This is a genomic window from Geothrix sp., assembly GCF_030219325.1.
Taxonomy (GTDB): domain Bacteria; phylum Acidobacteriota; class Holophagae; order Holophagales; family Holophagaceae; genus Geothrix.
This window is the reverse complement of the sequence record NZ_CP126625.1, coordinates 383,160-406,591: the sequence shown is the minus strand read 5'-3', so window position 1 is coordinate 406,591 and position 23,432 is coordinate 383,160. Positions and strand designations below refer to the sequence as shown.

Sequence of the window (23,432 nt, the reverse complement as noted above, 5' to 3'; positions counted from 1 at the left end):
CGGGCTCCCTTCCTCAGAACTTGAGCTTGGCTCGCTGGAAGGCGGAGCGGACGGCTTGCCAGGCCCGCTCCAGTTGTGACTTCTCGTGCTCCCACTCGGCGTCGGCGGAGCTTTTCAACCGCATGACCTGGGCGCTGGCCTCGTTTCTCTGGAGCTGGAGTTCATCCGTGATGCTGTCAAGTTCGAGCCGGGCCTGGGCCTCCACCCGCCGGGCACTAGCTCGGTACTGGCCAATCAGCGCGGTCCATTCCGCCACCTGGGCTTCGAAGCGCTCCAGGTCGGCCCGCCGGCTCGCCAAGGTTGCCATGTAGGGTGGAGACACCTGCTCAGTCGTGCGCATGGACGTTCCCTTTCCTCGCCCGGCGGTTGGTCACCGCACGTTCGGTGAATCGGAGGACTGCGCCGCTCCCATTCCTGGAAGGGCCCCGCCCGAGTGAATTCATCTCTGGCGTGAAGATCAAGTCACATGCCAACTGCAACCACGCGCGACGATCTTCCGTATTTCACTAACGACGCTGGTCTTGAACGGGGGCCAGTCCAGCCTGCAGGACGGCCGGGCGGGTCGGCCCACCGCGCCATGAGGCAGAATCGTCAAATGTGACGGACTTCCACTCAGGGGCGGCGGATGCCCTCTTTGCGCATCCGGCCGCGCAGGGTGCTCGGGTTGATGCCGAGGATGTGGGCCGCCCCGTTGGCCCCCTCGATCCTCCAGTTGGTCTTGCGCAGCACCTGGCTGATGTAGTCGCGCTCCAGGTCCACCAGAGGCTTAGTCTCGTCCTGAGGATGCGCTGGCCCTGCAGCACTGAAGCGATCCAGCACCTGCAGGGTCGCGCCCTGCGAAACGATGGCGGCCCGCTCGATCACGCTCTCCAGCTCCCGGACGTTGCCCGGCCAGGAATGGGCCATGAGGCGATCCATGGTTTCGTTCGTGACGTTCCGGAGGTTCTTGCCCACCTTGCGGTTGAACTTCTCCAGGAAATATTCCACGAGCAGGGGGATGTCTTCGCTGCGGTCCCGCAGGGGGGGGATGGTGATGGGGAAGATGTTGAGCCGGTAGAAGAGGTCCTCGCGGAAGCGACCTAGGCGCATCTCCTCGTAGAGGTCGCGGTTGGTGGCGGCGATGATGCGGACGTCCACTTTCACGGTCCTGGAACTTCCCAGCCGGCTGAATTCGCCATCCTGGATCACGTGCAGCAGCTTCGCCTGCAGCTCGAAAGGCAGGTCGCCGATCTCGTCCAGCAGGATGGTGCCCTTGTCCGCCATTTCGAAGCGGCCCAGCTGCTGGGCGCTGGCACCCGTGAACGCGCCCTTCTCCCGCCCGAACAGCTCGCTTTCGATGAGGCTGGCGGGAAGCGCCGTGCAGTTGACCATGACGAGGGGCCGGTTCTTCCGCAGGCTCCGGCTGTGGATGGCGCGCGCCACCAGCCCCTTGCCCGTGCCCGTCTCCCCGAGCAGCAGCACCGTCGAGTCCTGCGGCGCCACGGCTTCGACCCGGAAGAACACGTTTTCCAGGCAGCGGCTCTGCCCGATCACTTCGCCAAAGTGGTAGGTGTGGTTGACTTCCTGGAAGGGATAGATGTCCGCGGACTGGATGCGGTCCTTCAGGGCCTGGATCTCCGCGTTGGCCTTGTGCAGGTCGTTTTCCGCCTGCCGCCGGAGGGCCTTTTCATGCGTGAGGAGGTCCTCGCCCGTATCGAGCGCGGGTGAGTATGGGCAGGCGCGCTTCCCCCAGGTGATGTCTGAGTGGATGGCCACCGCGCCGATGATCTTGCCCTTCACCACGATGGGCGCTGCCGTCACCTTGAGCGTGATCTCCTCGCCGGTTCCCGCATGGATGGCTAGCACCACCTCCGTCACCTTCTCGCCCTTGAAGGCGCGCGTGAGGGGATGCTCCTCTTCGCGCAGGGGAAGCAGGTTCTTCGGCCAGCGAAGCAGGAATCCCTCGCCCCTTCTTCCGTATCGGCTCCGGAGTTCATTGAGCGACGCGACACCCAGCATCCGGACTGCGGCCTTGTTGCAGCGCGTGATTCCCTCGTGGGTGAGGATGAACACCGCATTCGGCGTGGTGTCCAGGATCGCGGTCATCTCCGTGCGCTTCAGGAGCAGCGCCGAAACCTGCGTAGAAAAGGACCTGTGCTTATTCACCTGGATCACCTCGGAGAGGCCTCCAACCGCGGCGACGGCTCGACGAACGACGCAGGGAACGGTCTGTGTAAGCATCAATGCCTCAACAGATCCGTTGATTACTCAACGGTCATCAATAAGTGTAGGCCTTTCCTCCCACGGGAAACCCCACGGATCAAACTTTCTCGAATTTTCGCGACGGCTGCCTTCCACGGTGAGCGTCGTCGCGCCCGTCGCATTTGACGGTTCCGCCCCATGACGCGGTGGGGGTCGCCGCAACGAGGTTCGACGCCTCGTTCGGGAGTGCCTCAAGCCCAATCTTTCATGCAGATGCCGGCTCGCACTCGATCCCGTTTTCTTGGCACACAACTTGAGAAGTACAGGTCGCAGTGGGTTGCGCCTGTCTTGAAATCAAATCTTGTTTTGGCCTTTCCCTTCTTGATCGGACCCAGCCATGACGCATAAGAAGGCCATGTTGATCGACATCTCGCTCTGCGTGGGCTGCAATGCCTGCCAGGCGGGATGCAAAGAAGAGAACGGGCTTCCTCCCAATGAAGAGAAATACCTCTCTCTTACCGCCTATACCGCGCTGAGCAAGTACAACGATCTTTACGTCCGCCGCATGTGCCAGCACTGCGACGTCCCCACGTGCGTGTCGGTGTGTCCCGTGGGCGCCCTCACCAAATCAGGCGTCGGACCGGTGTCCTATGATGGCGAAAAATGCATCGGCTGCCGCTACTGTCTGCAGGCCTGCCCGTTCCATGTTCCGAAGTACGAATGGAGCAGTACCAAGCCTTCCATCCGCAAGTGCAAATTCTGTCCCAACAGGCTCGCCAAGGGACGGCCGACCGCCTGCGCCGAAGCCTGCCCCACCGGGGCGACGAAATTCGGCGACCGGGACGAGCTGCTGATCGAAGCGGCCCGAAGGATCAACGCTGAACCCGGAAAGTACGTCACCCGGATCTACGGCGAGCAGGATGTCGGCGGCACCTCGATGCTGTACCTCAGTCCGGTGCCCTTCGAAGAGCTGGGGTTCGATTCGCGGCTGGGGAAGATTCCCATGCCCATGCTCACGATGAGCGCCCTATCCAAGGTTCCCAACGTGCTGTCCGTCGGGGGCGTCCTCCTGGCGGGCATCTGGTGGATCACCAACCGCCGCACCGAAGTCCAGGCCCATGAGTCCGCCCTGAAGCAGGGGAAGACCCAGCCCCAGGAGGACGACGAATGAAAGGCCTGAGACTGCCCCACCTGACCGGCTGGCGGCCCATCGCCACCATCCTCATCCTGGCCGGGATCCTCGCCGCCGTGGCGCGCTTCACCCTCGGGCTCGGGGCGACCACCAACCTGAGCGATGAGTTCCCCTGGGGCCTCTGGATCGGCTTCGACTTCCTCGGAATCGGCCTCGCGGCATCAGGCTTCACGATCGTCGCCGCGGTGCACCTCTTCCATGCCGAGGAGTACGAACCCATCGTGCGGCCCGCCATCCTGACCGCCTTCATCGGGTACCTCCTGGTGGTCCTGGTGCTGATCATCGACCTCGGCCGGCCGGACCACTTCTGGCACCCCCTGGTCATGTGGAACCCACACTCGGTCATGTGCGAGATCAGCTGGTGCCTGATGCTGTACACCACGGTGCTGTCGCTGGAGTTCGCCCCCATCATCCTCGAGAAGTTCCACATCCATTCGCCCATCAAGTGGATCCACGCCGTCTCCCTGCCCTTCATGATCTTCGGCGTCCTCCTGTCGACCCTGCACCAGTCCTCCTTCGGTTCGCTCTACCTGATCGTCCCGAACCGCCTGCATGCGCTTTGGTACACGCCCCTCCTTCCGGTCCTGTTCTTCATCTCGTGCATCGCCTCCGGTCTTTCGATGATCGTCCTGGAGTCCATCATCTTCTCTAGGGATGGGCGCCCCTTCCTGCCGACGCGGCTCCGGGCCAATCTCGCGAAGGCCATCGCGCTCGCTCTGGCGGTGTACTTCGTGGTGCGGATCCAGGACCTGCTGTCCCGGGGCGGGTTCCGGGACATGACCACCCTGAGCTACTACAGCGTGGCGTTCTGGGGAGAGCTTCTGATCGGCTTCGTGATCCCCTTCGCCATGCTGCTCTTCGAGCGGATCCGGGTGTCGCAGACGGGCCTCTATTCCGCGAGCCTGATGGTGGTGCTGGGCTTCGCCTTCAACCGGATGAACACGGCCATCACGGGGCTGGAGCACTATCCGAGCCAGACCTATTTCCCGTCCATCATCGAGATTTTCATCATGCTCGGCATCACGGCCTGCGGTTTCTGCGCCTTCTCCTTCATCGCCGAACGCCTCCCCATCTTCCGGGTTGAGGAATCGGGCGACCCCTTCCACCACGAGGCCCTGAGCGGCGTGCAGGAGCCGCTGTCCGAGTCTCCCGAATGCGAAGACCTGCGTCCTTCGCAAGCGGACCCCATCTCCCGCGCACAGCTCCATGGAGGTTGACATGTTCGATCTCGCCAACTGGCGGAACCCCGAAACGCTCTTCCTGAACATCACGAACGGTCTTCTTGGCATCGCCACCATCGTGCTGGTGGTCTGGATTTGTGGTTCGGCCATCTACGAACATGTGGCCGTCGACCACAAACCGAACGCCAAGCAGTAACCAAAAGGGGTCCGTCATGACCGTTCTGCTCGTCATGTTCCTGTTCCTCGCCTTCGTCGGAACCGATCATGTCGTCCGCCTGGCCTCCAAGCACGCTGCCTCCAGGAGGGCAGCGGCCAGGTCCGGGAAGACGCCGCGACTCGCCCCTCCCCATTACGGAGAGTTGACGAAGCGGGCCATCGGCTGAACCCATCCCTGGGCTGTCGGGGGGAGGGACCCGGATCGGGAGGTCCGCAACGGCCCCGCGATTTCCCGGTGGTCACGGTTCCGAGGGTACCGCCCTGGACGCCGGTTTCTGCCGCAGCTGCACCAGGGCCACGGCAGCCAGGATGATGGTCATCCCCAGGATCTCGCGAAGGCCGAAGGCCTCGTGCAGGATGAGGCTGCCGAGCAGCACGGCGACCAGGGGGTTCAGGTAGGCGTAGGTGCCCATCTTGGCGGGCGGCCAGGCCTTGGCCAGGTAGATGTAGGCGGAGAAGGCGAGCAGGGATCCGAAGAGGATCAGGTAGCCGATGGCCCAGAGCGCCTTGGGTGTGACGGGCCCCCGCAGGAAGCCCCCGGAGAGCGGGGCCACGGCCAGGCCGATGAGCGCCGCAGTGAGCATCTGGAGGCCCACGTTGGTCATGAGCCCGCCACCGTGGACGAAGTGCTTGCCGTGCAGAGTGCCCCAGGCCCAGATGAGGGGCGCAGCCACCATGGCCACCAGACCGCCGGGATGGATGCGCAGGCCGCCGCTGGGCCAGACCAGCACTGCCACACCCGCGATGCCCAGGGCGATGCCCGCCCAGCCCTTGGGCCCGAGCGGCTCCATCGCGAGGGAGAACACCGCCAGCCACAGCGGCACCAGGGCGGCCAGCACGGCCACCAGGCCCGTGGAGACGTGCAGCTCGGCGTAGGACACCAGGGCGTTCGAGCCGCCCAGCAGGAGGGCGCCCACCACCATGAGATGGAACACCTCGCGCCAGGGCGGCCAGGCTTCCCCGCGCAGCCGTCCCAGCGCCAGCGCCAGCACCGCCGCCACGGAGAAGCGCGCGGCCACCATGCCGTAGGGGGTGAAGGAGGCGAGCCCCAGGGCGATGGCGAAGTAGGTGGACCCCCACACCACGGCCACGGTGAGGTAGGCCAGCCAGGCAAGCATCAGCGCGGAACCTTGCCGTACTGCCGCTCCACGCGGCAGACCCGCAGCTGGAATTCCGCGTACCAACGGTCCCAGCCCAGGCGCTGGGCCACGGCGTGCTCGGCATGGGCCTTCCAGTTGGCGATGGCGGCCTCGTCCTGCCAGTAGGACACGGTGATGCCGAAGCCCTCCGCATCCCGGGCGCTCTCCACGCCCAGGAAGCCCGGCTGCTCGCGGGCCAGCTCCACCATGCGCTCGGCCATGGCCCCATAGCCCTGGTCCCCTTCGGTGCGCTGACTGCTGAAGATCACGGCGAGGTAGGGTGGCTCCGGGGCGGGTGCGATCACTTCTTGACCTTCTTGGTCTGCCCCTCGATGGGGAAGGGGCTTGGGCCGGCCTTCTCCCAGTGCGTCTCCAGCACCATGGTGGTGCGCGTGGTGACCATGAGCCCCAGCACGCGGATGCGGCGCAGCCGCTCGGCGATGCCCGCGGGCGTGTCGGCCACCACCTTCAGCAGCAGCGCGTCCTCACCGGCGATGGTGTGGGCCTCGAGGATGTCCGGCTCCTCCTCCAGCGCCTTGATGAAGCGCTGCTCGATGGCCTCGTTGTTGTCCTTGTAGCGCACCGCCACGAAGGCCACCGTGGGCTTGTTCACGGCGGCGGGCGAAACCCGGGCCGCGTAGCCCCCCAGCACGCCATCGGCCTCCAGGCGCTTCACCCGGTCGATGACCGTGGGCCGGCTCACGCCCAGGCGCTCGGCCAGCTCGGCGTGGCTCATGCGGCCGTCCTTCTGGAGCAGGGCCACCAGGCGGCGGTTCAGGTCGTCTTCCATCAGCAGCTTCGCCATGGGGGGCTCCGGACAAGTGGGGACAGGACTCTGATGGACATTATGACAGTGGTTTCAACAGGAAGGATGACAACCCGTCAATGCGCCCCGTGGCGTTAGACTGGGGGCGAGGTGCCCATGGACTTCGCCCGACCCTTCACCGACCAGAGCTTCTTCCTCATCGCGGGGCCCTGCGTCATCGAGAGCCGGGATCACGCCCACCTCATGGCCGGCGCCCTGCGGGACCTGGCCGAGGCCCGGGGCATCCCCTTCATCTACAAGTCCAGCTTCGACAAGGCCAACCGCACCAGCGCGAGCAGCCACCGCGGCCCGGGCATGGAGGGCGGCCTGGACATCCTCGCCGAAGTGCGCAGCCGTTACGGCGTGCCGGTGCTGACCGACGTGCACGAGAGCGACCAGTGCGCCCCGGCGGCCCAGGCCGTGGACGTGCTCCAGATCCCCGCCTTCCTCTGCCGCCAGACCGACCTGCTCGTGGCCGCGGCCGGCACGGGCCGCACCGTGAACCTGAAGAAGGGCCAGTTCCTGGCCCCCTGGGACCTGAAGCACGGCGTGGAGAAGCTCCAGTCCGTCCCTGGCCACGGCCCCGTGTGGGTCACCGAGCGGGGCACCACATTCGGCTACGGCAACTTGGCGGTGGACTTCCAGAGCTTCCCCCACCTGCGCAAGACCGGCTGCCCCGTCATCTTCGACGCCACCCACAGCGTGCAGAAGCCCGGCGCCCTGGGGAACGCCACCGGCGGGGCCCGGGAGATGATCCCCACCCTGGCGCGGGCGGCGGCCACCTGCGTGGACGGCTTCTTCTTCGAGGTGCATGACTGCCCCGAGAAGGCCCACAGCGATGGTCCCAACGCCATGCACCTGGACCGCTTCGGCGACCTGCTGGACCAGCTCCTGGTGCTGTGGCGCGCCGGCCGTGCCGCGGCGCTGCAAGATCCCGCCGGGAAGTGAGGGCGGGGCCATGGCCGATGCCCTGAGAGCAGGCCGCGGCCTGGAGCTGCGTCCGCTGAACCTGCGCGATGCGAAGGCCCTCTTCGCCCTGGTGGAGGCCAACCGCCCCCGTCTGGACCGCTGGCTGCCCTGGCCCGCGACCAACCTCTGCCTGCAGGACTCCCGGGCCTACATCCTGCGCGTGCGTGCTCAGGGCCGCGCTGGACAGGCCCAGTCCTTCGGCCTCTGGTGGAAGGAACAGCTCGTCGGCATCGCCGGCTTCGTGTGGATCGATGCCGCCCACCGCAGCGCCGCCATCGGCTACTGGCTGGCCCAGGAGGCCGAGGGGCATGGCCTGATGACCGCCGCCGTGAAGGCGCTGCTCCGGCATGGCTTCCGCGCCCTGCAGCTCAACCGCATCGAGATCCGCGCCGGCGTGCGCAACCACCGCAGCCGGGCCATCCCCCGCCGGCTGGGGTTCCGCCACGAGGGCACCCTGCGCCAGGCGGAACGCCTCGGTGACCGCTTCGTGGATCATGCGGTGTACGGGCTGCTGACCGGGGAGTGGCGAAGCCGCTAAACCATCATGGGGCCCGACCGGTAGCCTCTCCATGCGCCGACTCCTACCCCTCCTCCTGCTCGCGGCCCCGCCCCTCGCCGCCCAGTCCACCCTGGTCTCGGTGATCCGCCAGCCCCGGGCCACGGCCGCCGAATTCACCGTGCCCATCACCGAGCTGCAGGTGAAGGATCGGGGCGAGTTCGCCCACCTCCACCTGGGCATCGGCCTGGGCGTCCGGCACTGGGACGATGGCGACAACGCCCTGCGCTTCGTGGCGGACGCCAATGCCACCGCCAACGAGGTGTTCCTGGGCCTCGGCGCCATCGTCGAGGCGCCCCAGGGCGAGGGTGCCTTCCTGGGCCCCCGCCTCCGGGTCGGCTGGGCCTTCCACCCCCGCTGGGTCGTCAGCCTCGAAGGCGAGCACCTGGAGCGCCCCTTCTCCAGCGGCATAACTCCACGCCGCCGCAGCAACCTGGGGCTGGTGACGACCTTCCGGTTCTAGGGAGAGCCGCTACTCCAGCCCGGCCGCGTAGGTGAGGTTCAGGAGGGCCATGGCCCGGGTCACCTTGCCCACGCTGTTCTTGGTGGTGTCCGTGTAGGGGATGCCCCGGCGAGCCAGGGCCTCGTAGTCGAAGTTGCCCTCGCCGCTCAGGTCGAAGCAGAGGGCGCCGTCCTTGATCCAGTCGGTGTTGATCTGGTAGCCCGGGGCCGGCACGGCGCTGACGATGACGTCGGCCATGCGGATGAAGCCCTCCAGGTGCGCCGGGTTGGTGTTCGCGTGGCAGAGGATGGGCGTGGCCTTCAGGTTTGCCACCATGGCCGTGAGGGGGCGGCCGATGCGCAGGCTGTCGTTGATGACGAGCACGGTCTTCCCCGCCAGCCAGGCCTCGCCGAAGCCCCGCTTCAGCGTCTTGACGACGGCCCGGGCCGTGCAGGGCGTCATGCAGCGGTGCTGGGTGCCATCGTCCATGCGCTTCCGGTACTTGTTCAGGAAGCCGATGTTGATGGCGTGCAGGCCCTCGATGTCCTTGCCGGGATCCACCAGGTCCATCACCTCGTCATCCTTGATCTCCTGGTAGCGCAGGGGGTAGAAGATGAACACGCCGTGGGTCTTCTCATCCTGGTTGAGGCGGGCCACCAGCTTCACCAGCTGCATGCCGTTCTCCACCCGCAGGTCCGAGGCGTTGATGCCCGCGTCCTCGCAGTCCTTCATGAGCCAGCGCTGGTAGGTGAGGCTGCCGGTGTCCTGGCTGCCCAGGACGATGCCCAGTCCCGGGGAGAATCCCAGCTTCTTCACGTTGGAGCGCACCAGCTCGAAGTAGTGGCGGGCGGTTTCCTGGCAGTCGAGCTTTCCCGTCAGGGTGGTGGGCATGCGGCACCTCAAACTTGTAGTTTATCGAATCCTACCGCCCTCTCGCCCTAGGTGCCCTCCTATGCTGATTCCATGAGCCTTCCCAAGTCCAAGCCCAGGCCCAAGCCCGGTGATCTCCAGGCCCGCCTGCGCAGCGCCTATCCCGACGCCCGCTGCGCCTTGGACCACGCGGATCCCTTCCAGCTGGTGGTGGCCACCATCCTGAGCGCCCAGTGCACAGATGCCCGGGTGAACCTCACCACGCCGGCCCTCTTCGCCCGCTTCCCCGACGCCGCCAGCCTGGCAGGAGCCCGCCTGGAGGAACTGGAAGGTCTCATCCGCTCCACGGGCTTCTACCACAACAAGGCCCGGAACCTCATCGGCCTCGGCCAGGCCTTGATGGCGCGGCACGGCGGCGTGGTGCCTTCGGATCCGGCGGCCCTGGGCGCCCTGCCGGGCGTGGGCCAGAAGACCGCCAACGTGGTGCTGGCCAATGCCTTCGGCGTGCCCGCCCTGGCCGTGGACACCCACATCTTCCGCGTGGCGCGGCGCCTGGGGCTGTCCAGGGCCACCACGCCGGAGAAGGTGGAGGCCGACCTCTGCCGCCGCTTCCCGCGGGAGGACTGGATCGAGCTGCACCACCAGCTCATCTTCCACGGCCGCCGCGTCTGCGATGCCCGCCGCCCCGACTGCGGCGCCTGCACCCTGCTGGATCTCTGCCCCACGGGGCTGGGCAAGGCGAAAGACCCGCACCTGGGTGTGAAACTCCAGGCTTCGGTTCCCGGCCTCCCGGCCAGCGCCATCAGTCCTCCGACGTCTTCTGCCAGCGGCTCCCTGCGCATCGTGAGCCTGGTGCCCTCAGTCACCGAACTCCTGGTGCAGTGGGGCCTGGCCGCGCAACTCGTGGGCCGCACCCGCTACTGCATCGAGCCCCGGTGGATCCGCAACTCCGTACCCACCGTGGGCGGCACCAAGGATCCTGACCTCCGCCGCATCCGTGACCTGGCACCGGATCTGGTGATCCTCGAGCGCGACGAGAACCCGAAGGAGGTCGCCGAGGCCCTGACAGCCCTGGGCCTCCCCTGGCTGGCCCTCGAGATCCGCAGCGTGAAGGATTGCGCGGCGGCGCTCCGCCAGCTGGGTGCGAGGCTGGGCGTCCCGGAGGCCGCCGAGCTTCGCGCAACCGCGCTGGAGACCGCCCTGAAGGGTCGCCGCCGCAAGGGCCCCCGCACCTTGGCCCTGGTCTGGAAGGAGCCCTGGATGAGCGCCGGGCCGGACACCTACATTGGCGACCTCCTGCGCCAGGGCAACCTCACGCCCATCGGCCCGGATCGCTACCCAGTGCTAACTGAAGAGGATCTGCAGGACCTCGCCCCCCGGCTCATCCTGCTGCCCAGCGAACCCTATCGCTTCAACCGCCGGCACCAGACCGAACTGCAAAAGCGCTTCCCGTCCGCCGAGGTGCGCCTCGTGGATGGCCGTGCCCTCACCTGGTACCTGAGCCGGACCGAGGCTGGCCTTGAGCTGGCGAGGTCGCTCTAGAGCTCTCACGAAGGATGTAGCGGAAGGTCATGTCGAAGGTGGCATCCACCTTCTGGCCGCGGAAGATTCCGCGACCGAAGCGCCAGAGCTTCACGGCCCGCATCGTCTCGGACTGAAGGGCCTCGGGCCCCTCCTGCAGTTCGGTGCGAATGGGGAAACCCTTCTCGTTGATCGTGACCCGCACCACCACGTCTCCCTGGATCCGCCCCCATTCAGCCAGGAATGGGTAGGACGGGATCTCTTCGTGGATTACCTCCAGGTCGTTCAGATCCAACCCCGGATTCAGGCCCGGGACGGCGCGGAACATGGTCCGTCCCGATTCTTTGGGAAACCCCTTCCCAGCGCTGCCCCCCGGCCCGGTCCCGTGGCCCACTCCAGCATGGGTCACAGGGCCGGGATCCACGGGCACCGGATGGGTCTGGGATGGTTCCGGCAGGTCATGTAACGCGTCGGACATCGGCAGGATCAGGTCCGAAGCGATCGGATCCGGAGTGAACGTGAGCGCGCTGACTGCGTGCTCCGGGGAGGCGGCACCGGCCTGGATCAAGGGGCTCGGGCTCGGCGCGCCCTGAGCGGGGGGTTCCTCGAGATGAAGGGTCATGGTCTGCCGCGGGGCCTCCCGGAGCCGCCCGGCACCAGGGGGGCGGCTCCAGGCCCAGACCAGCAGCAGCAGCCCCCCATAGACATTCAGGGTCACCAGGGCGCTGAGCCGCCGATCCCGCGGAGGTGCCGCCCGGAAGATGGCCGCTGGCTGGAGGGTGGGGGGAAGATCCGGAACGGGGGCGCCAAGGGCGGGGGGACCGCCCACCCGAGGAGCAGATGGATTGGAGGCAAGGTGGGACAAAGGTGGATTCCAGATCGATGGGTATCCATTAGGATAGGCCCTCTCACTCTGGAGGGTGGAGAAGAGTGGCCCCAAGGTCCGGAACTCGATAGGCTGGTGGTCCAATCACAGCCGAGAGGTCCAAGATGCAACGACGCTTGACGACCAGTCTGATGCTTGCCGTTTCCGGGCTCACCCTGGGTGCCCAAGGCATCTACCAGAACGCCAATTCCCCCACGGACGCCATCTGCCCCCGGGTCGAGAAGGACAAGACCGCGTTGAATTACGGTACGCATGTGGCTGGCACCACGGGCGGAATGCTCGGCGCGGACAGTACGACCAAGCTCTCCTACCAGCAGGGGCAGCAGTTCTTCCCCCAGGGTCAGCGCAAGTCCGTGGCTGCCTTCGCGGCCTATGACGCCAAGAGCAAGCCCACCTCCATCGAAAGCCTGAAAGGGAAGGTGGTCCTGGTCGGGCTCTGGAGTACCCACTGCGATCCATCGGCCAAGATGCTGCTCGAACTCGCGAGCCTTTACCCCAAGAAGGGCCAGTTCGGCTTTGAGATCCTCGCCGTGAACTTCGACGAGAACCAGCAGGGGGGCGGCAATTCCCGGTTCGATTCGACCATCGAGGGTGGCTGGCGAGCCATCAACACCTTCATGAACAAGAACCGGCAGTTCTTCGAAGTCAGCAAGATGCCGGTCTACATCCCCGGCCTGGGTAAAGAGGGGCCTTCGAATTTCATGGACATCGTTCATTCGCTTCCGGTGCTGTTCGTCATCGACCGCGATGGGAACCTCGCCCAGCAGCACATCGGCTACAAGGAGGGCTTTGTGGGCGAAGCCATCAAGCGGGCGATCGTCGAGAAGGCCCAACCCCCCGTTCCGGTGGCGCCTGCCCCGGCAGGTGGCCCTACCCCTTCTTAACCCACCAAGCCCACTCAACCTTGACCCCTTCAATCAAGGCACCTTGACAGGTGGAACGGGTCTGCCTGTAGACTGGCGGCGAACTCCCCACCAAGAGGTTGTCAATGCGTCAACGAATACTTTTCGCGCCATTGTTCGCCATCACCGCCCTGACTCTGAATGCCCAAGGAGTGTTCACCAATGCCGACAGTCCCAGTGATGCGACCTGTCCCAGATTGATGAGGGAGAAGACTTATCTCGAAAGGACCGGAGGAGGATCTTTAGTCCTCCACCACCAGCAAGGCGACTGGCTCATTCCCCAGAATGAACGGAAGGATGTGTCTCTTTTCGCCGCCTATGATGAGAAAGCCAAGGGAATCTCCCTCTCCAGCCTGAGGGGCAAAGTGGTGCTGGTGGGGCTCTGGAGCAAGAACTGCGACCCTTCAGCCAAGATGCTCATGGAGTTCGCCGCCCTTTACCCCAAACGACATCAATTCGATTTCGACATCCTGGCCATCAACTTTGACGAGAACCAGCAGGATGGCGGTGCCATCGAGGGCGGATGGCGAGCCATCCATAAATTCATGAACAAGAACCGCCAGTTCTTCGAGGTCAGTAAGATGCCGGTCTTTACACCGGGTCTAGGCAAGGAGGGGCCTTCCAATTTCATGGATATGGTCTATTCCGTCCCGGTTCTTTTCGTCGTGGATCGGCTGGGGAGGCTGGCCGAGGTCCACATCGGCTACGAGGACGGCTTCGTGGGCAAAGCCCTTAGTCGCGCGATCGTCGAGAAACCCCTCCCTTCGGCTCCTGCCCCCACAGGTGGTCCGGCCCGTTCTGAGCCCGCCAAGCCCTCTCAGCCTTGACCTCATCAATCGAGGTATCCTGGCGGGTGGAACGGAACCACCTGCCGGAGGCCCTATGCCGCTGACCCTGACTTGCCTCATGCTTGCTCTGCCCACGCTGCAGGCGCCGGCCCCTGCTGACGAGATCCAGGCCATCCTGGACGCGGCCCGCGCCAAGGCCAAGTCGGTGATGGAGGCCCGTACCGCCCACATCCAGGCCGGCAAGAACACCAAGGACTTCCGCGGCGACTGCACGAAGGAACTGGCGGATCTGGACGCCCGGCTCGCCGCCGAGAAGCGGCCCGACGTGCGCCAGGCCCTGCTGGTGAGCAAGCTCTACCACCTGCAGCTGGCCAAGCTGGACCGGACCCCCGCCTTCATCGACCAGGTGCAGAAGGAGGTGCCGGCCACGGCCACCGTCTGGAGCCTGGATGTCCCCCTGATCCTCGAGCTGGCCGACGAGAACGCGAAGGGCTGGGGGCCCTACGTGACCGAGGCCCGTGCCAAGCACCCCGATCCGGCCATCCGCCGCCACCTGCTCTTCGAATATTTCTGGGACCGCCTGGATGCGAAGGATGAAGCCGCCTGGAGGTCCGCCAACGACATCCTGCAGTCCGAGTTCGGCGACACCCGGCAGGCCAAGCAGGCCAAGGAACTGCTCGAAGCCGAGCAGAAGACCGCCATCGGCCGGCCCGCGCCCGCCTTCAGCCTGAAGGCCCTCGGGGACGCCAAGACCACCTACACCCTGGAGAGCTTCAAGGGCCGCTACCTGCTCGTGGACTTCTGGGCCACCTGGTGCGGCCCCTGCCGGGTGGAGATGCCCTCCATGCACGCCGCCTGGGCCAAGTTCAAAGCCAAGCCCTTCGACATCCTGTCCCTCTCCTTCGATCGCAAGGTCGAGCACATCGCGCCCTTCCGCGCCCAGGCCGCCACGCCCATGCCTTGGAAGCACACCTACATCGAGAACGGCTTCCAGAACCCGATCAGCGACGCCTACGGCGTGAAGGGCATCCCCAAGCCCCTGCTCATCGGACCCGACGGCAAGATCGTCGCCAGCGGTGGCGACCTCCGCGGCGCCAACCTGGAGAAGACGCTGGAGAAGTTCCTGGGGAAGTAGCGGTCGGCTGAACCCGCTGCGCGAATTCAGATAGGAAAGGGCCCGCGGTTGCGGGCCCCTTTTATTTGGCTTCCAGCCAGGCTTTCATCGTCGCGGGTTTCTCGAAACCCAGGAGGCGGCGCAGCTCCCGGCCCTCGGCATCCAGCAGGATCACGGTCGGATAGCTCCGGACCTGCAGCTTCGCGGCCAGGTCCTTGCGCTTGGCGTCGGTGTCGATGCGGATGGCCACGGCGTTCTGGGCGATCCACTGCTTCACGCCGGCATCGGGCCAGGTCTTCTCATCCAGTTCCTTGCACTGGGCACACCAGTCCGCGTAGATGTCCACCAGCACGAGCTTCTTGTCGGCCTTGGCCTGGGCCAGCGCCCCTTGGAGATCCTGCTCCAGCCAGCCGGCGTGCTCCTCCTTCGCCGAGGCGGGGGCGCCGCCGCGGGGGAGCAGATCCACCTGGAGGAAGCCCTCCACCGCGCGCACCGAGAGCAGCACACCCAGGGCCAGCATGAGGATCGCCAGCCCCTTGCGGAACTGCCCCACCAGGTCATCCGCCGTTTCGAAAAGGCCGAAGACTGCCGTGCCGGCCAGCATGACGAAGGTCCACATGGCGAAGTTGCCCCAGGCCGGGACGATCAGCCGCACGTTCCAGGCTGCGAAACCCAGCACCAGCAGGCCCATGATCTGCTTGAAGCGCGTGAGCCACTCGCCGCTCTTGGGCAGCCCCGCGGAGAAGGTGCCCACGGCCATGAACAGTACGCCCATGCCAAGCGAGAACACGAACAGCTGGAGGCCGCCCAGGAAGACCTCGCCCCGCTGCGCGATGCCGATGAGGACAGTGCCGATCACGGGGCCCACGCAGGGAGCCGACAGCGGACCGAGGACCATGCCCATGAGGAAGGCGCCCCCAAGCCCCTTGCGTGAGCCGTCCCCTTGCAGCTTCATCGCCAGGCTGGGTGGCAGGGAAATCTCGAAAGCGCCGAAAAGGGACAGCGCGAAGGCGCCGAAGATGAGGGACACCGGAATCAGGAAGGCGGGTTTCTGGGCGAAGGCCCCGAAGGCGGCCCCGCTCTTGGCGGCCAGCACGCCGAGCGTCGTGTAGGTCACGGCCATGCCCAGCACCAGGGCCAGGGACAGCACGAAGCCCCGGGCCTTGCCGCTGCCCTTGGCCCCGACGATGGCCATGGTGATGGGAATCATCGGATAGACGCAGGGCGTCAGCGAGGCTCCCATCCCGAAGAAGAAGACGATGGCCAGGGACAGCAGCAGCCCCGTGCGAGCTGGCGCAGCCGGGACATCCGGCTGCGCAGTCGGCGCGGCCGCGGGCGCGGCAGAAGCTTCAGGTTTTGGTGCCTCCAAAGTTTTGTCCAACGGCAAAGCCGCAGGTTTTGCCGCAGACGCCGCCACGGGAACCTCCCCCGCCTTCACCTCCAGCGGCCGTGTGGTCGGCGGGTAGCAGACGCCGCCCTCGCCCTCGGTGCAGGGCTGGTAGGTCACCTGCAGGGTCACGGTGCCGGACAGCCCCTCGCCGCTCACGGGCACCCTCACGGTGCCGTGCCAGATGCCGTCGCCGACTTCGTCCTTGGCGGTGGTGGGGGGCAGCTTGCCCATCTTCAGCGTGCCGGGACCGGCCTTCTTCGTGACCTCCATGAACGAGGCCTTCAGGTGGGACCCGGTGGGCGCGGAGACCACCACGGCCCCCTTCTCGAAGCGCAGGCCCACGTCCTTGACGGGGTCGAAGCCGGGGTCCGCCCGCTGGGCCAGGGCCGGCAGTGCCAGGCAGAGGCTCAGGAAGATCGGTGTCAACGGGCGCATGGGGGCTCCAGACCAGAATCCACCATGGTAGCGCCCCGGAGGTTCCTCCCCGATGGCAGGTCCCGGTAGCCTAGGGGCATGCCACGCCCATTCGCCTTTCCCTGGTATGTCCCCCTCATCGCCCGCCTGAAGGCCCACCTGGCCGCCGAGCCCGCCCCCCGGGACGCGGCCCACGACCTGGGCCACATCCTCCGCACGGCCACCCTGGCCCAGACCCTGGCCCAGGCCGAGGGCGCCGACCAGGAGATCTGCCTGGCGGCGGCCCTGCTCCACGACCTGGTCTACCGCCCCAAGAACCACCCGGAGTCATCCAAGACGGCCCAGATGGCCGCAGAGCTGGTGCCCATCTGGTGCCGCGAGACCCCGGGCCTGGAGGACAAGGCGGAGGCCGTGGCCTCGGCGGTGGCCAGCCACAGCTGGAGCGGCGGCGGCCAGCCCCTCAGCCTGGAGGCTGCGGTGGTGCAGGACGCGGACCGGCTGGAGGCCCTGGGGGCCATTGGCGTGGCCCGGGTCTTCGCCACCGGGGGCAGCTTCAACTCGGGCCTCTGGCACCCCCTGGATCCCTTCGCCCGCAACCGAGATCTGAATGACAAGGCCTGGATCCTGGATCACTTCGAGAAGAAGCTCATGAAGCTCCCCGGGCTCATGAAGACCTCCACCGGGCGCCGGATGGCGGAACCCCGCCAGCGCACCATGGAGGCCTTCCTGCAGGCCCTGCGCATCGAGATCGACCTGGAGTTCCGGGGGAATTAGAACCCCTGTCGCGGGGATATACTTCGCCATGGCCTTCACCCTCTCCCTCCGGCGTCCCTTCGTGGCCGACCACTTCCACGACCTGCCGGGCTTCCAGGAGGATCGCCACGGGCACAACTGGGAGGTGGAGGCGGCGGTGAAGCTGGCCCGGGAGGCCGATGAGCCGGCCTTCGCCGCGGCCCTGGAGACCTGGGTGCGCGGCGTGGACTACCGGCTGCTGAACGAGCTGCCCGCCCTGGCCGGCCGCAACCCCACCGCCGAGGCCCTGGCCGAGTGGGCGCTGCGGGAGCTGCAGGCCTCGGCCCTCCGGCCCCAGTGGGTGAAGATCCGGGAGAAGGCCAACTACTGGGCCCTCTGCCGCGCCGGCGTGGACCGATGAGGACACGTCTTGGGGCGGCCCTGCTGCTGGTCCTGGCGGCCTGCGGCCGCTCTGACCGATCCGGGCAGACCCCGCCGCCGCTGCCGACGGCCCAATCTCCGTCCGTGGGCGAGTGGACCTGGCACCCCATCGGCGGCCTGGCCGTGGTGGAAGGCGAGGTGGCGGAACCCACGGACCTGGTCCTGGAGGGGCGCTCCATCCGGGAGCAACGCTATGCCGAAGCCGGTCCGGTCCGCTGGGAGTTCTTCCGTCCCCCCGAAGGTGAGACGGCCATCCTGCGGACGGCCGAGGGGAGGGAGCTGGCCCGCTTCACCTTCTCCCTGGCGCCCCGCCCCCGGCCTGCCCCCGCCGCCCCGCGTCTGGCCCGGAAGCCCCCCGCGCCTCCACCCGCGCCTGTTCCTGCTCCTGCTCCCACCGCGCCACCCGCCGCACCGGCCCCGAAGGCCCGCGCGGAGGCCCGGCTGCGGCCCCTGCCCGTGGCGCCGATTCCGGACCGGAGGGGCCGCGACCTGCCCAGCGCATCGGAAGCGCCCAGCGGGCCGCGCCCCCGGGCCGCGCTCTTCACGCCGATCACCGTGGAGCCTGCGACACCCCGGGTGGCGCCGGCGACGCCGCGGCCGGTGAGCCCAGCGCCACCGCCGGCCACCACCGTCGCCCCGATCAGCATCCCCACGGGCGCCGGTTCCGCCTGGCCCGGCATGGGCGAGGCGCTGAACCTCACCCGGGGTCCCGGAGGGCAGAAGCGCATCCTGCTCAGCTTCGACGGCGGCTCCAGCGCCGAGGTGGCCGCCGAGGTGCTCGACCTGCTCAAGGCCCGCGGCGTGCGCACCACCCTGTTCCTCACGGGAGCCTTCATCCGGCGCTACCCCGCCCTCGTGAAGCGCATGGCCGCCGAAGGCCACGAGCTGGGCAACCACACCATGGACCACCCGCACTTCGCGCCCGGCATGAAGCGCGATCCCAAGTGGACCCGCGAGCGCATCCAGCGCCAGCTGCTCGACGCCGATGCGGCTCTGGTGAGCCTGCTGGGGCGTCCCATGGATCCCTACTGGCGGGCCCCCTACGGCGAGCACACGGCGGAGATCCGCCGCTGGGCTGAGGAGCTGGGCTACCGCCACGTGGGGTGGAGCGAAGGCGCCGATACCCTCGACTGGGCCACGCCGAAAGAACGCAAGCTCTACCGCAGCGGCGAGGCCATCGTGGCGCGGCTGCAGCAGCGCCTGGGCCGCGATGGCGATGGCCTCATCGTCCTCATGCACCTGGGCTCGGCCCGCGAGGAGGGGGACCGTCCCACGGACGGCCTCGGCGCCTTCATGGACCGGGCCCGCAAGGAGGGCTGGACCTTCGTGTCCGCGGGCACCATCTTGCGCGACCTCGGCAAGCCCGCCTGGGATCCCCGGCACCGCCTCGCCCTGCTGAACGGCACCAGCGCTCCGGCCCGCTGAAGGCCCTGCGCTGGGCTACACTGGTGCCGAACCACCATGGAGTCGCGTTGCAGGGGATCGGCCGCTGGATGCTGAGGGCGAGCTTGGGTTTCACGGCCCTGGTGCTGCTGCTCTCCCTGGCCAGCTACCACCCCCTGGACCCCCACCCCTTCACGCAGGGGGCGGCCGTGGCCGCCGTCCAGAACCTGTGCGGCACCGTCGGCGCCACCATGGCGGGGCTCCTGCAGACCCTCATGGGCATCGGCGCCTGGATCGTGCCCCCCTACCTGATCTGGGAGGCCTGGCCCCGTGATGGCCGCCACTGGCCCGGCCGGCTGGCCTGGCTGGGGCTGGCCCTGTCGTTCTGGACCGCCCTCGGCGCTTTCGGCAACCGCACCTGGGCCGGCCTGCCTGAGGGCGGCACCCTCCAGCTCCGCTGGGGTGGCTGGCTGGGCAGCGCCCTCTGGCCTGTGGAGCGCCGTTTCCTCGGCCCCGTGGGTCTGCCCCTCCTGCTGGCCATCGTGGTGCTCCTTTGTGCGCTGGTGCTGGCGCCCGCGCTGACCCGGGCGCTGGGGCTCCTCCTCACCCGCTGGTTCGGGGAGAAGGCCTGGCCTTGGGTGAGGCCCATGCCCGCCAAGGGTTTCCAGGGCTTCCTGACCATGGTGAAGCGGCCCTTCCTGCGGGGCCGGAACCCGGAGCAGCCGGACATCGACGCGGGCGATGCCGTCGCGCTGCAGGCCCTGGCCCAGCGCCAGCAGGACCTGGAGGATCAGCGGGAGTCCCTGCTGCGGGCGGAGCTGGAGACGGCCGAAGCGAAGCGCAAGCAGCCCCTCATCCGGGCAGAGGATCTCCTGCCGCCGATCCAGTCCATGAACCTGGATGCCGCCTCGACCATCCTCGAGGCGCAGACGCTCCCCGTGGCCGGTCCGGTGGCCACGGGCGCCGAACCCACCGCCGCCTTCCGCACCAAGCTGCTGGCCGCCGCGCCCCCCCCGCCCAAGCCCAGGCCCACCGTGGCCCGGGCCCAGGTGGTCAAGGACCGCTTCGGCCGCGAGATCGTCCAGCCGCCCCTGCCCCTCACCGAACCCACACCCTCGCGGCCCCTGCCCCCCCTGCCGCCGGAGCCCGCCCACCCCTCGGTCACCGAGCGCGAGACCCTGCCGCCCCGCCGCCTCTTCGATCCCCCGGGCCAGCACGCCAAGGTCAACCTGGCCATGCTGGAGGTGATCAAGGAGAAGATTGGACAGAAGCTGTCCGAGTTCAAGATCAAGGGCGTGGTCACCGGCATGCAGCCCGGGCCCGTGGTCACGGTCTTCGAGTTCCAGCCGGACGCCGGCATTCCCCTGTCGCGCATCCTAGGCATGGAGGAGGATCTCGCCCTGGCCCTGCAGGCCGAGGCCGTGCGCATGGACCGCATCCCCGGCAAGAACCTGGTGGGCATCGAGGTGCCCAACCCCAAGCGGGAGATCATTACCTTCCGCGAGGTCATCGACAGCCCCGCCTTCCGGGATGCGGGCGGCCTGCTGCACTTGGCCCTGGGCAAGGACATCGCAGGCCGGCCCGTCGTGGCCGACCTGAACAAGATGCCCCATCTGCTCATCGGCGGCAGCACCGGCAGCGGCAAGAGCGTGGGCGTGAACGCCATGATCTGCTCCTGCCTGGTGCGGGCCATGCCCGACGAGGTGAAGCTGATCCTCGTGGATCCCAAGATGGTGGAGCTGGGCGTCTACGAGGACATCCCGCACCTCTGGGCCCCCGTGGTCACGGACATGAAGGAGGCGGGCCGCGTCCTCAAGTGGGTGGTGGCCCAGATGGAGGACCGCTACCGGCGCCTGGCCCTGCTCAGCGTGCGCGACCTCAAGAGCTTCAACGCCAAGATCGCCGAGGCCGGCGGCATGATGGACCTGACTGACCGGACCCCCAACCCGCGCTGGCCGGACCGCCCCGCGGTACTGGAGCACCTGCCCTACGTGCTGGTGGTCATCGACGAGCTGGCGGACCTCATGATGGTGGCCCGCAGCGAGGTGGAGGACAGCATCGCGCGCATCGCCCAGAAGGCCCGCGCCGTGGGCATCCACCTCATCCTCGCCACGCAGCGCCCCAGCGTGGACGTGGTCACGGGCGTCATCAAGGCCAACCTGCCCAGCCGCCTCAGCTACCGCGTGCGCACCAAGATCGACAGCCGCACCATCCTGGACTGCAGCGGCGGCGAGCAGCTGCTGGGCGCGGGCGACGCCCTCTACCTGCCCAACGGCGCCAGCCATCCCAAGCGCATCCACGCGCCCTTCCTCAGTGAGGAGGAGACCCTGCGCCTGGTCACCTGGCTGCGCGAGCGGGGCCGCCCCGACTACAACCAGGCCCTCATTAGCGCCATGGAGACCGAGGAGGAGACCGCCCTCTTCGACGAGGCGGAGATGAACGGCGTGGATGACATCTACCAGCGCGCCCTCGCCGTCGTGCGCCGGGAGCGGAAGGCCAGCACCAGCCTCCTGCAGCGCAAGCTGAACCTGGGTTACGGCCGGGCCGCGCGCCTCATCGACCGCATGGAAGAAGAGGGCATCGTCGGCCCCGACCGCGGCGCCGGAAAACCCCGCGAAGTCCTGGTCGAGGCCGAGTAGCCGGACGGGCGTGGGGGCCCACTCGGCGTCGGGGAGCTGGAACGCAGAGGACGCAGAGATTTACGAAGGACACAGAGAAAAGCAGAAGCTCTGTTGAACCACCGAGGTGGTGTGTTGTTCGTCATGGGCGAGAGCATCGAGCCTGCTTCAGGCGCCCTTCGGGTGGCGTGAAGTCACCACTGGGGTGGCTGTAGATCGTCATCACAACTTTCTGGCTTCATGGGAATACAACCCTAGACTCCTACTGTTCACGACCAAGGGAGAATCTATGAAAATCCTGCACCGCTGCGCCCTGCCGGTCGCCTGCGCGACGGCCCTCTGCGCCGCCGACGCGCCAGCCCCCAAGCCGGCCTCCGCGAAGATCTGCACCACCTGCCACACCACGGCCCCCGACAACCTCCGGGGCCACTTCGACAACTTCGCGCCGAAGAGCAACTCCTTCCAGCTGAAGATCGACGAGCGCATGGAAGTGCTCCGCTTCGACAAGGCCACGGTGAAGGTGATCACCCCCGAGCCCGCCGCGGATGTGGAAGCCGCCTTCAAGGGCATTGCCAAGGGCCACGAGGTGCGCGTCCAGTTCACCGAAAAGGATGGCGTGAAGACCGCGACGGTAGTGGCCGTGAAGCCGCCGGTCAAGCTGGCGGCAAACGAGACCATCACCCTGGACGAGGTGCAGAAGCTCGTCGCCATGGGCCCCGAGAAGGGGAAGTACTTCCTCTTCGACTCCCGCCCCGCCCCGCGCTTCATGGAGGGGGCCATCCCCACGGCGGTGAACCTGCCCTTCCCCGCCTTCGACAAGCAGGTGGACAAGCTGCCCGCCGACAAGAACGCGCTGGTGGTCTTCTACTGCAGCGGGAAGACCTGCAACATGAGCCCCGGTTCCCTGGCCAAGGCCAGGCAGCTCGGCTACACCCATGCCAAGGTCTTCATCGAGGGCATGCCCGCCTGGGCCAAGAAGCAGCCTGGCGTGCTGAGTCCCGCCTCCCTGAAGGCCGCCTACGTCGACACGCAGACGCCGATGGTGGTGCTCGACGCCCGTTCCGCCGCCGAGGCCGCCAAGGGCTTCCTGAAGGGCTCGGTGGCCGCCGATCCCAACCAGCTCGCCGACCTCCTCAAGACCTTCCCGGCTGCCAAGCTGAAGCCCCCCGTGGTGGTCGTGGATGAGACCGGCGGCGAGACGGCCAAGGGCGTGGCCATGGCGCTGGTGAAGGCCGGCTACGCGGGGGTGAACGTGCTATCCGGCGGCTTCAAGGCCTGGCAGGCCGCCGCCCTCCCCGTCGAGACCGGGGCCCTGGCCGCCAAGGCCACCTTCGTCCCCCGGCCCCGCCCGGGCTCCATCTCACCGGCCGACTTCACCAGGATCGCCGAAGCGTCCATCGCCAGCCGCCCCGCCCTGATCCTGGACGTGCGGAACGCGGACGAGACGAAAAACGGCGTGATCAAGGGCGCCCTCCTCATCCCCGAGCCGCAGCTGCTGGCCCGGCTCTCCGAGATCCCCAGGGACAGGCCCGTCATCTGCCACTGCTCCACCGGCATCCGGGCGGAACTGGCCTACCACCTGCTGAAGGAGAAGGGCTACGACGTCCGATTCCTCCCCACGGAAATCACCATCATCGACACGGGCGAGTTCACCATCGACTAGCCCCGGCACAACACCTGGAGGCCGGCCAT

General features: G+C 67.5%; 24 protein-coding genes. 16 read left to right on the top strand and 8 right to left on the bottom strand.

What is annotated here, in order from left to right:
• Positions 1 to 13: 13 nt before the first annotated feature.
• Complete coding sequence (locus QOZ81_RS01730) at positions 14 to 340, bottom strand: hypothetical protein (protein ID WP_291202530.1); 327 nt, start codon at positions 338 to 340, stop codon at positions 14 to 16.
• A 272-nt stretch (positions 341 to 612) separates the two neighbouring features.
• Positions 613 to 2,085 carry a sigma-54 interaction domain-containing protein gene (locus QOZ81_RS01725; RefSeq protein ID WP_291202533.1) on the bottom strand — a complete coding sequence of 491 codons (1,473 nt, stop codon included), beginning with the start codon at positions 2,083 to 2,085 and terminating at the stop codon, positions 613 to 615.
• 493 nt (positions 2,086 to 2,578) lie between these two features.
• Here QOZ81_RS01725 and QOZ81_RS01720 point away from each other — a divergent pair, with 493 nt between their 5' ends.
• Genes QOZ81_RS01720 through QOZ81_RS01705 form a run of 4 tightly spaced genes read left to right on the top strand, consistent with a single transcriptional unit; the run spans position 2,579 to position 4,937 of the window.
• Positions 2,579 to 3,352, top strand: coding sequence for a 4Fe-4S dicluster domain-containing protein (locus QOZ81_RS01720; RefSeq protein ID WP_300715312.1), 774 nt, complete (start codon positions 2,579 to 2,581; stop codon positions 3,350 to 3,352).
• On the top strand, positions 3,349 to 4,590 hold the full coding sequence (gene nrfD / locus QOZ81_RS01715; RefSeq protein ID WP_291202540.1) for an NrfD/PsrC family molybdoenzyme membrane anchor subunit: 1,242 nt from the start codon (positions 3,349 to 3,351) through the stop codon (positions 4,588 to 4,590). Before QOZ81_RS01720 ends, nrfD begins: the two co-directional genes overlap by 4 nt.
• Before the next feature lies 1 nt (position 4,591).
• On the top strand, positions 4,592 to 4,750 hold the full coding sequence (locus QOZ81_RS01710; RefSeq protein WP_291202543.1) for a hypothetical protein: 159 nt from the start codon (positions 4,592 to 4,594) through the stop codon (positions 4,748 to 4,750).
• 16 nt (positions 4,751 to 4,766) lie between these two features.
• Positions 4,767 to 4,937, top strand: coding sequence for a hypothetical protein (locus QOZ81_RS01705; RefSeq protein WP_291202546.1), 171 nt, complete (start codon positions 4,767 to 4,769; stop codon positions 4,935 to 4,937).
• Between the two features lie 72 nt (positions 4,938 to 5,009).
• Here the strand turns inward: QOZ81_RS01705 and QOZ81_RS01700 are convergent, their stop codons facing one another.
• The 3 genes from QOZ81_RS01700 to QOZ81_RS01690 are packed head-to-tail and all read right to left on the bottom strand — an operon-like array spanning position 5,010 to position 6,714.
• Entirely contained in the window at positions 5,010 to 5,888 is an 879-nt protein-coding gene (locus QOZ81_RS01700) for an EamA family transporter (protein WP_291202549.1), read from the bottom strand.
• Positions 5,888 to 6,214 (bottom strand): antibiotic biosynthesis monooxygenase family protein, encoded by a 327-nt coding sequence (locus tag QOZ81_RS01695; protein WP_291202552.1) that lies wholly within the window; start codon positions 6,212 to 6,214, stop codon positions 5,888 to 5,890. The genes QOZ81_RS01700 and QOZ81_RS01695 overlap by 1 nt, the downstream gene beginning before the upstream one ends.
• Positions 6,211 to 6,714, bottom strand: coding sequence for an Lrp/AsnC family transcriptional regulator (locus QOZ81_RS01690; RefSeq protein ID WP_291202555.1), 504 nt, complete (start codon positions 6,712 to 6,714; stop codon positions 6,211 to 6,213). Before QOZ81_RS01690 ends, QOZ81_RS01695 begins: the two co-directional genes overlap by 4 nt.
• Positions 6,715 to 6,831: 117 nt before the next feature.
• On the opposite strand from QOZ81_RS01690, the gene kdsA reads away from it, so the two are divergent.
• Genes kdsA through QOZ81_RS01675 form a run of 3 tightly spaced genes read left to right on the top strand, consistent with a single transcriptional unit; the run spans position 6,832 to position 8,702 of the window.
• On the top strand, positions 6,832 to 7,662 hold the full coding sequence (gene kdsA / locus QOZ81_RS01685; RefSeq protein WP_291202558.1) for a 3-deoxy-8-phosphooctulonate synthase: 831 nt from the start codon (positions 6,832 to 6,834) through the stop codon (positions 7,660 to 7,662).
• A gap of 10 nt (positions 7,663 to 7,672) precedes the next feature.
• Positions 7,673 to 8,221, top strand: a complete 549-nt coding sequence (locus QOZ81_RS01680; protein ID WP_291202562.1) for a GNAT family N-acetyltransferase — start codon at positions 7,673 to 7,675, stop codon at positions 8,219 to 8,221.
• Between the two features lie 31 nt (positions 8,222 to 8,252).
• Positions 8,253 to 8,702, top strand: coding sequence for a hypothetical protein (locus tag QOZ81_RS01675; protein ID WP_291202565.1), 450 nt, complete (start codon positions 8,253 to 8,255; stop codon positions 8,700 to 8,702).
• A 9-nt stretch (positions 8,703 to 8,711) separates the two neighbouring features.
• On the opposite strand, the gene QOZ81_RS01670 is transcribed toward QOZ81_RS01675, so the two are convergent.
• Positions 8,712 to 9,572, bottom strand: a complete 861-nt coding sequence (locus QOZ81_RS01670; protein WP_291202568.1) for a bifunctional 5,10-methylenetetrahydrofolate dehydrogenase/5,10-methenyltetrahydrofolate cyclohydrolase — start codon at positions 9,570 to 9,572, stop codon at positions 8,712 to 8,714.
• A gap of 72 nt (positions 9,573 to 9,644) precedes the next feature.
• Here QOZ81_RS01670 and nth point away from each other — a divergent pair, with 72 nt between their 5' ends.
• Positions 9,645 to 11,093 (top strand): endonuclease III, encoded by a 1,449-nt coding sequence (nth, locus tag QOZ81_RS01665; protein ID WP_291202571.1) that lies wholly within the window; start codon positions 9,645 to 9,647, stop codon positions 11,091 to 11,093.
• On the opposite strand, the gene QOZ81_RS01660 is transcribed toward nth, so the two are convergent.
• A complete protein-coding gene (locus QOZ81_RS01660) occupies positions 11,038 to 11,937 on the bottom strand; it encodes an energy transducer TonB (protein WP_291202574.1) in 900 nt (299 codons plus the stop codon). The genes nth and QOZ81_RS01660 overlap by 56 nt on opposite strands.
• A gap of 152 nt (positions 11,938 to 12,089) precedes the next feature.
• On the opposite strand from QOZ81_RS01660, the gene QOZ81_RS01655 reads away from it, so the two are divergent.
• From QOZ81_RS01655 to QOZ81_RS01645, 3 genes are all read left to right on the top strand, one after another.
• Positions 12,090 to 12,842: a TlpA disulfide reductase family protein gene (locus QOZ81_RS01655; protein WP_291202578.1), complete on the top strand. Its 753-nt coding sequence runs from the start codon at positions 12,090 to 12,092 to the stop codon at positions 12,840 to 12,842.
• Between the two features lie 104 nt (positions 12,843 to 12,946).
• The gene (locus QOZ81_RS01650) at positions 12,947 to 13,687 is read left to right on the top strand and encodes a TlpA disulfide reductase family protein (protein ID WP_291202581.1); all 741 of its coding nucleotides are present in this window, start codon (positions 12,947 to 12,949) and stop codon (positions 13,685 to 13,687) included.
• A 55-nt stretch (positions 13,688 to 13,742) separates the two neighbouring features.
• Entirely contained in the window at positions 13,743 to 14,783 is a 1,041-nt protein-coding gene (locus QOZ81_RS01645) for a TlpA family protein disulfide reductase (protein WP_291202584.1), read from the top strand.
• Between the two features lie 61 nt (positions 14,784 to 14,844).
• On the opposite strand, the gene QOZ81_RS01640 is transcribed toward QOZ81_RS01645, so the two are convergent.
• A complete protein-coding gene (locus QOZ81_RS01640; protein WP_291202587.1) occupies positions 14,845 to 16,587 on the bottom strand; it encodes a protein-disulfide reductase DsbD family protein in 1,743 nt (580 codons plus the stop codon).
• 78 nt (positions 16,588 to 16,665) lie between these two features.
• Between QOZ81_RS01640 and QOZ81_RS01635 the strand changes: the two genes are divergently transcribed.
• From QOZ81_RS01635 to QOZ81_RS01615, 5 genes are all read left to right on the top strand, one after another.
• The gene (locus QOZ81_RS01635) at positions 16,666 to 17,340 is read left to right on the top strand and encodes an HD domain-containing protein (protein ID WP_291202590.1); all 675 of its coding nucleotides are present in this window, start codon (positions 16,666 to 16,668) and stop codon (positions 17,338 to 17,340) included.
• A gap of 28 nt (positions 17,341 to 17,368) precedes the next feature.
• Entirely contained in the window at positions 17,369 to 17,719 is a 351-nt protein-coding gene (locus QOZ81_RS01630; protein ID WP_291202593.1) for a 6-pyruvoyl trahydropterin synthase family protein, read from the top strand.
• On the top strand, positions 17,716 to 19,164 hold the full coding sequence (locus QOZ81_RS01625) for a polysaccharide deacetylase family protein (protein ID WP_291202596.1): 1,449 nt from the start codon (positions 17,716 to 17,718) through the stop codon (positions 19,162 to 19,164). Before QOZ81_RS01630 ends, QOZ81_RS01625 begins: the two co-directional genes overlap by 4 nt.
• 47 nt (positions 19,165 to 19,211) lie before the next feature.
• Positions 19,212 to 21,761: an FtsK/SpoIIIE family DNA translocase gene (locus tag QOZ81_RS01620; protein WP_291202599.1), complete on the top strand. Its 2,550-nt coding sequence runs from the start codon at positions 19,212 to 19,214 to the stop codon at positions 21,759 to 21,761.
• Positions 21,762 to 22,029: 268 nt separating this feature from the next.
• Positions 22,030 to 23,403 carry a rhodanese-like domain-containing protein gene (locus tag QOZ81_RS01615; RefSeq protein ID WP_291202602.1) on the top strand — a complete coding sequence of 458 codons (1,374 nt, stop codon included), beginning with the start codon at positions 22,030 to 22,032 and terminating at the stop codon, positions 23,401 to 23,403.
• Positions 23,404 to 23,432 lie beyond the last annotated feature (29 nt).

Coding starts and splice junctions, on each gene's coding strand:
- QOZ81_RS01730 (WP_291202530.1), bottom strand. CDS start 340: ATGCGCACGACTGAGCAGGTGTCTCCACCCTACATGGCAACCTTGGCG.
- QOZ81_RS01725 (WP_291202533.1), bottom strand. CDS start 2,085: ATGACCGCGATCCTGGACACCACGCCGAATGCGGTGTTCATCCTCACC.
- QOZ81_RS01720 (WP_300715312.1), top strand. CDS start 2,579: ATGACGCATAAGAAGGCCATGTTGATCGACATCTCGCTCTGCGTGGGC.
- nrfD (WP_291202540.1), top strand. CDS start 3,349: ATGAAAGGCCTGAGACTGCCCCACCTGACCGGCTGGCGGCCCATCGCC.
- QOZ81_RS01710 (WP_291202543.1), top strand. CDS start 4,592: ATGTTCGATCTCGCCAACTGGCGGAACCCCGAAACGCTCTTCCTGAAC.
- QOZ81_RS01705 (WP_291202546.1), top strand. CDS start 4,767: ATGACCGTTCTGCTCGTCATGTTCCTGTTCCTCGCCTTCGTCGGAACC.
- QOZ81_RS01700 (WP_291202549.1), bottom strand. CDS start 5,888: ATGCTTGCCTGGCTGGCCTACCTCACCGTGGCCGTGGTGTGGGGGTCC.
- QOZ81_RS01690 (WP_291202555.1), bottom strand. CDS start 6,714: ATGGCGAAGCTGCTGATGGAAGACGACCTGAACCGCCGCCTGGTGGCC.
- kdsA (WP_291202558.1), top strand. CDS start 6,832: ATGGACTTCGCCCGACCCTTCACCGACCAGAGCTTCTTCCTCATCGCG.
- QOZ81_RS01680 (WP_291202562.1), top strand. CDS start 7,673: ATGGCCGATGCCCTGAGAGCAGGCCGCGGCCTGGAGCTGCGTCCGCTG.
- QOZ81_RS01675 (WP_291202565.1), top strand. CDS start 8,253: ATGCGCCGACTCCTACCCCTCCTCCTGCTCGCGGCCCCGCCCCTCGCC.
- QOZ81_RS01670 (WP_291202568.1), bottom strand. CDS start 9,572: ATGCCCACCACCCTGACGGGAAAGCTCGACTGCCAGGAAACCGCCCGC.
- nth (WP_291202571.1), top strand. CDS start 9,645: ATGAGCCTTCCCAAGTCCAAGCCCAGGCCCAAGCCCGGTGATCTCCAG.
- QOZ81_RS01655 (WP_291202578.1), top strand. CDS start 12,090: ATGCTTGCCGTTTCCGGGCTCACCCTGGGTGCCCAAGGCATCTACCAG.
- QOZ81_RS01650 (WP_291202581.1), top strand. CDS start 12,947: ATGCGTCAACGAATACTTTTCGCGCCATTGTTCGCCATCACCGCCCTG.
- QOZ81_RS01645 (WP_291202584.1), top strand. CDS start 13,743: ATGCCGCTGACCCTGACTTGCCTCATGCTTGCTCTGCCCACGCTGCAG.
- QOZ81_RS01640 (WP_291202587.1), bottom strand. CDS start 16,587: ATGCGCCCGTTGACACCGATCTTCCTGAGCCTCTGCCTGGCACTGCCG.
- QOZ81_RS01635 (WP_291202590.1), top strand. CDS start 16,666: ATGCCACGCCCATTCGCCTTTCCCTGGTATGTCCCCCTCATCGCCCGC.
- QOZ81_RS01630 (WP_291202593.1), top strand. CDS start 17,369: ATGGCCTTCACCCTCTCCCTCCGGCGTCCCTTCGTGGCCGACCACTTC.
- QOZ81_RS01625 (WP_291202596.1), top strand. CDS start 17,716: ATGAGGACACGTCTTGGGGCGGCCCTGCTGCTGGTCCTGGCGGCCTGC.
- QOZ81_RS01615 (WP_291202602.1), top strand. CDS start 22,030: ATGAAAATCCTGCACCGCTGCGCCCTGCCGGTCGCCTGCGCGACGGCC.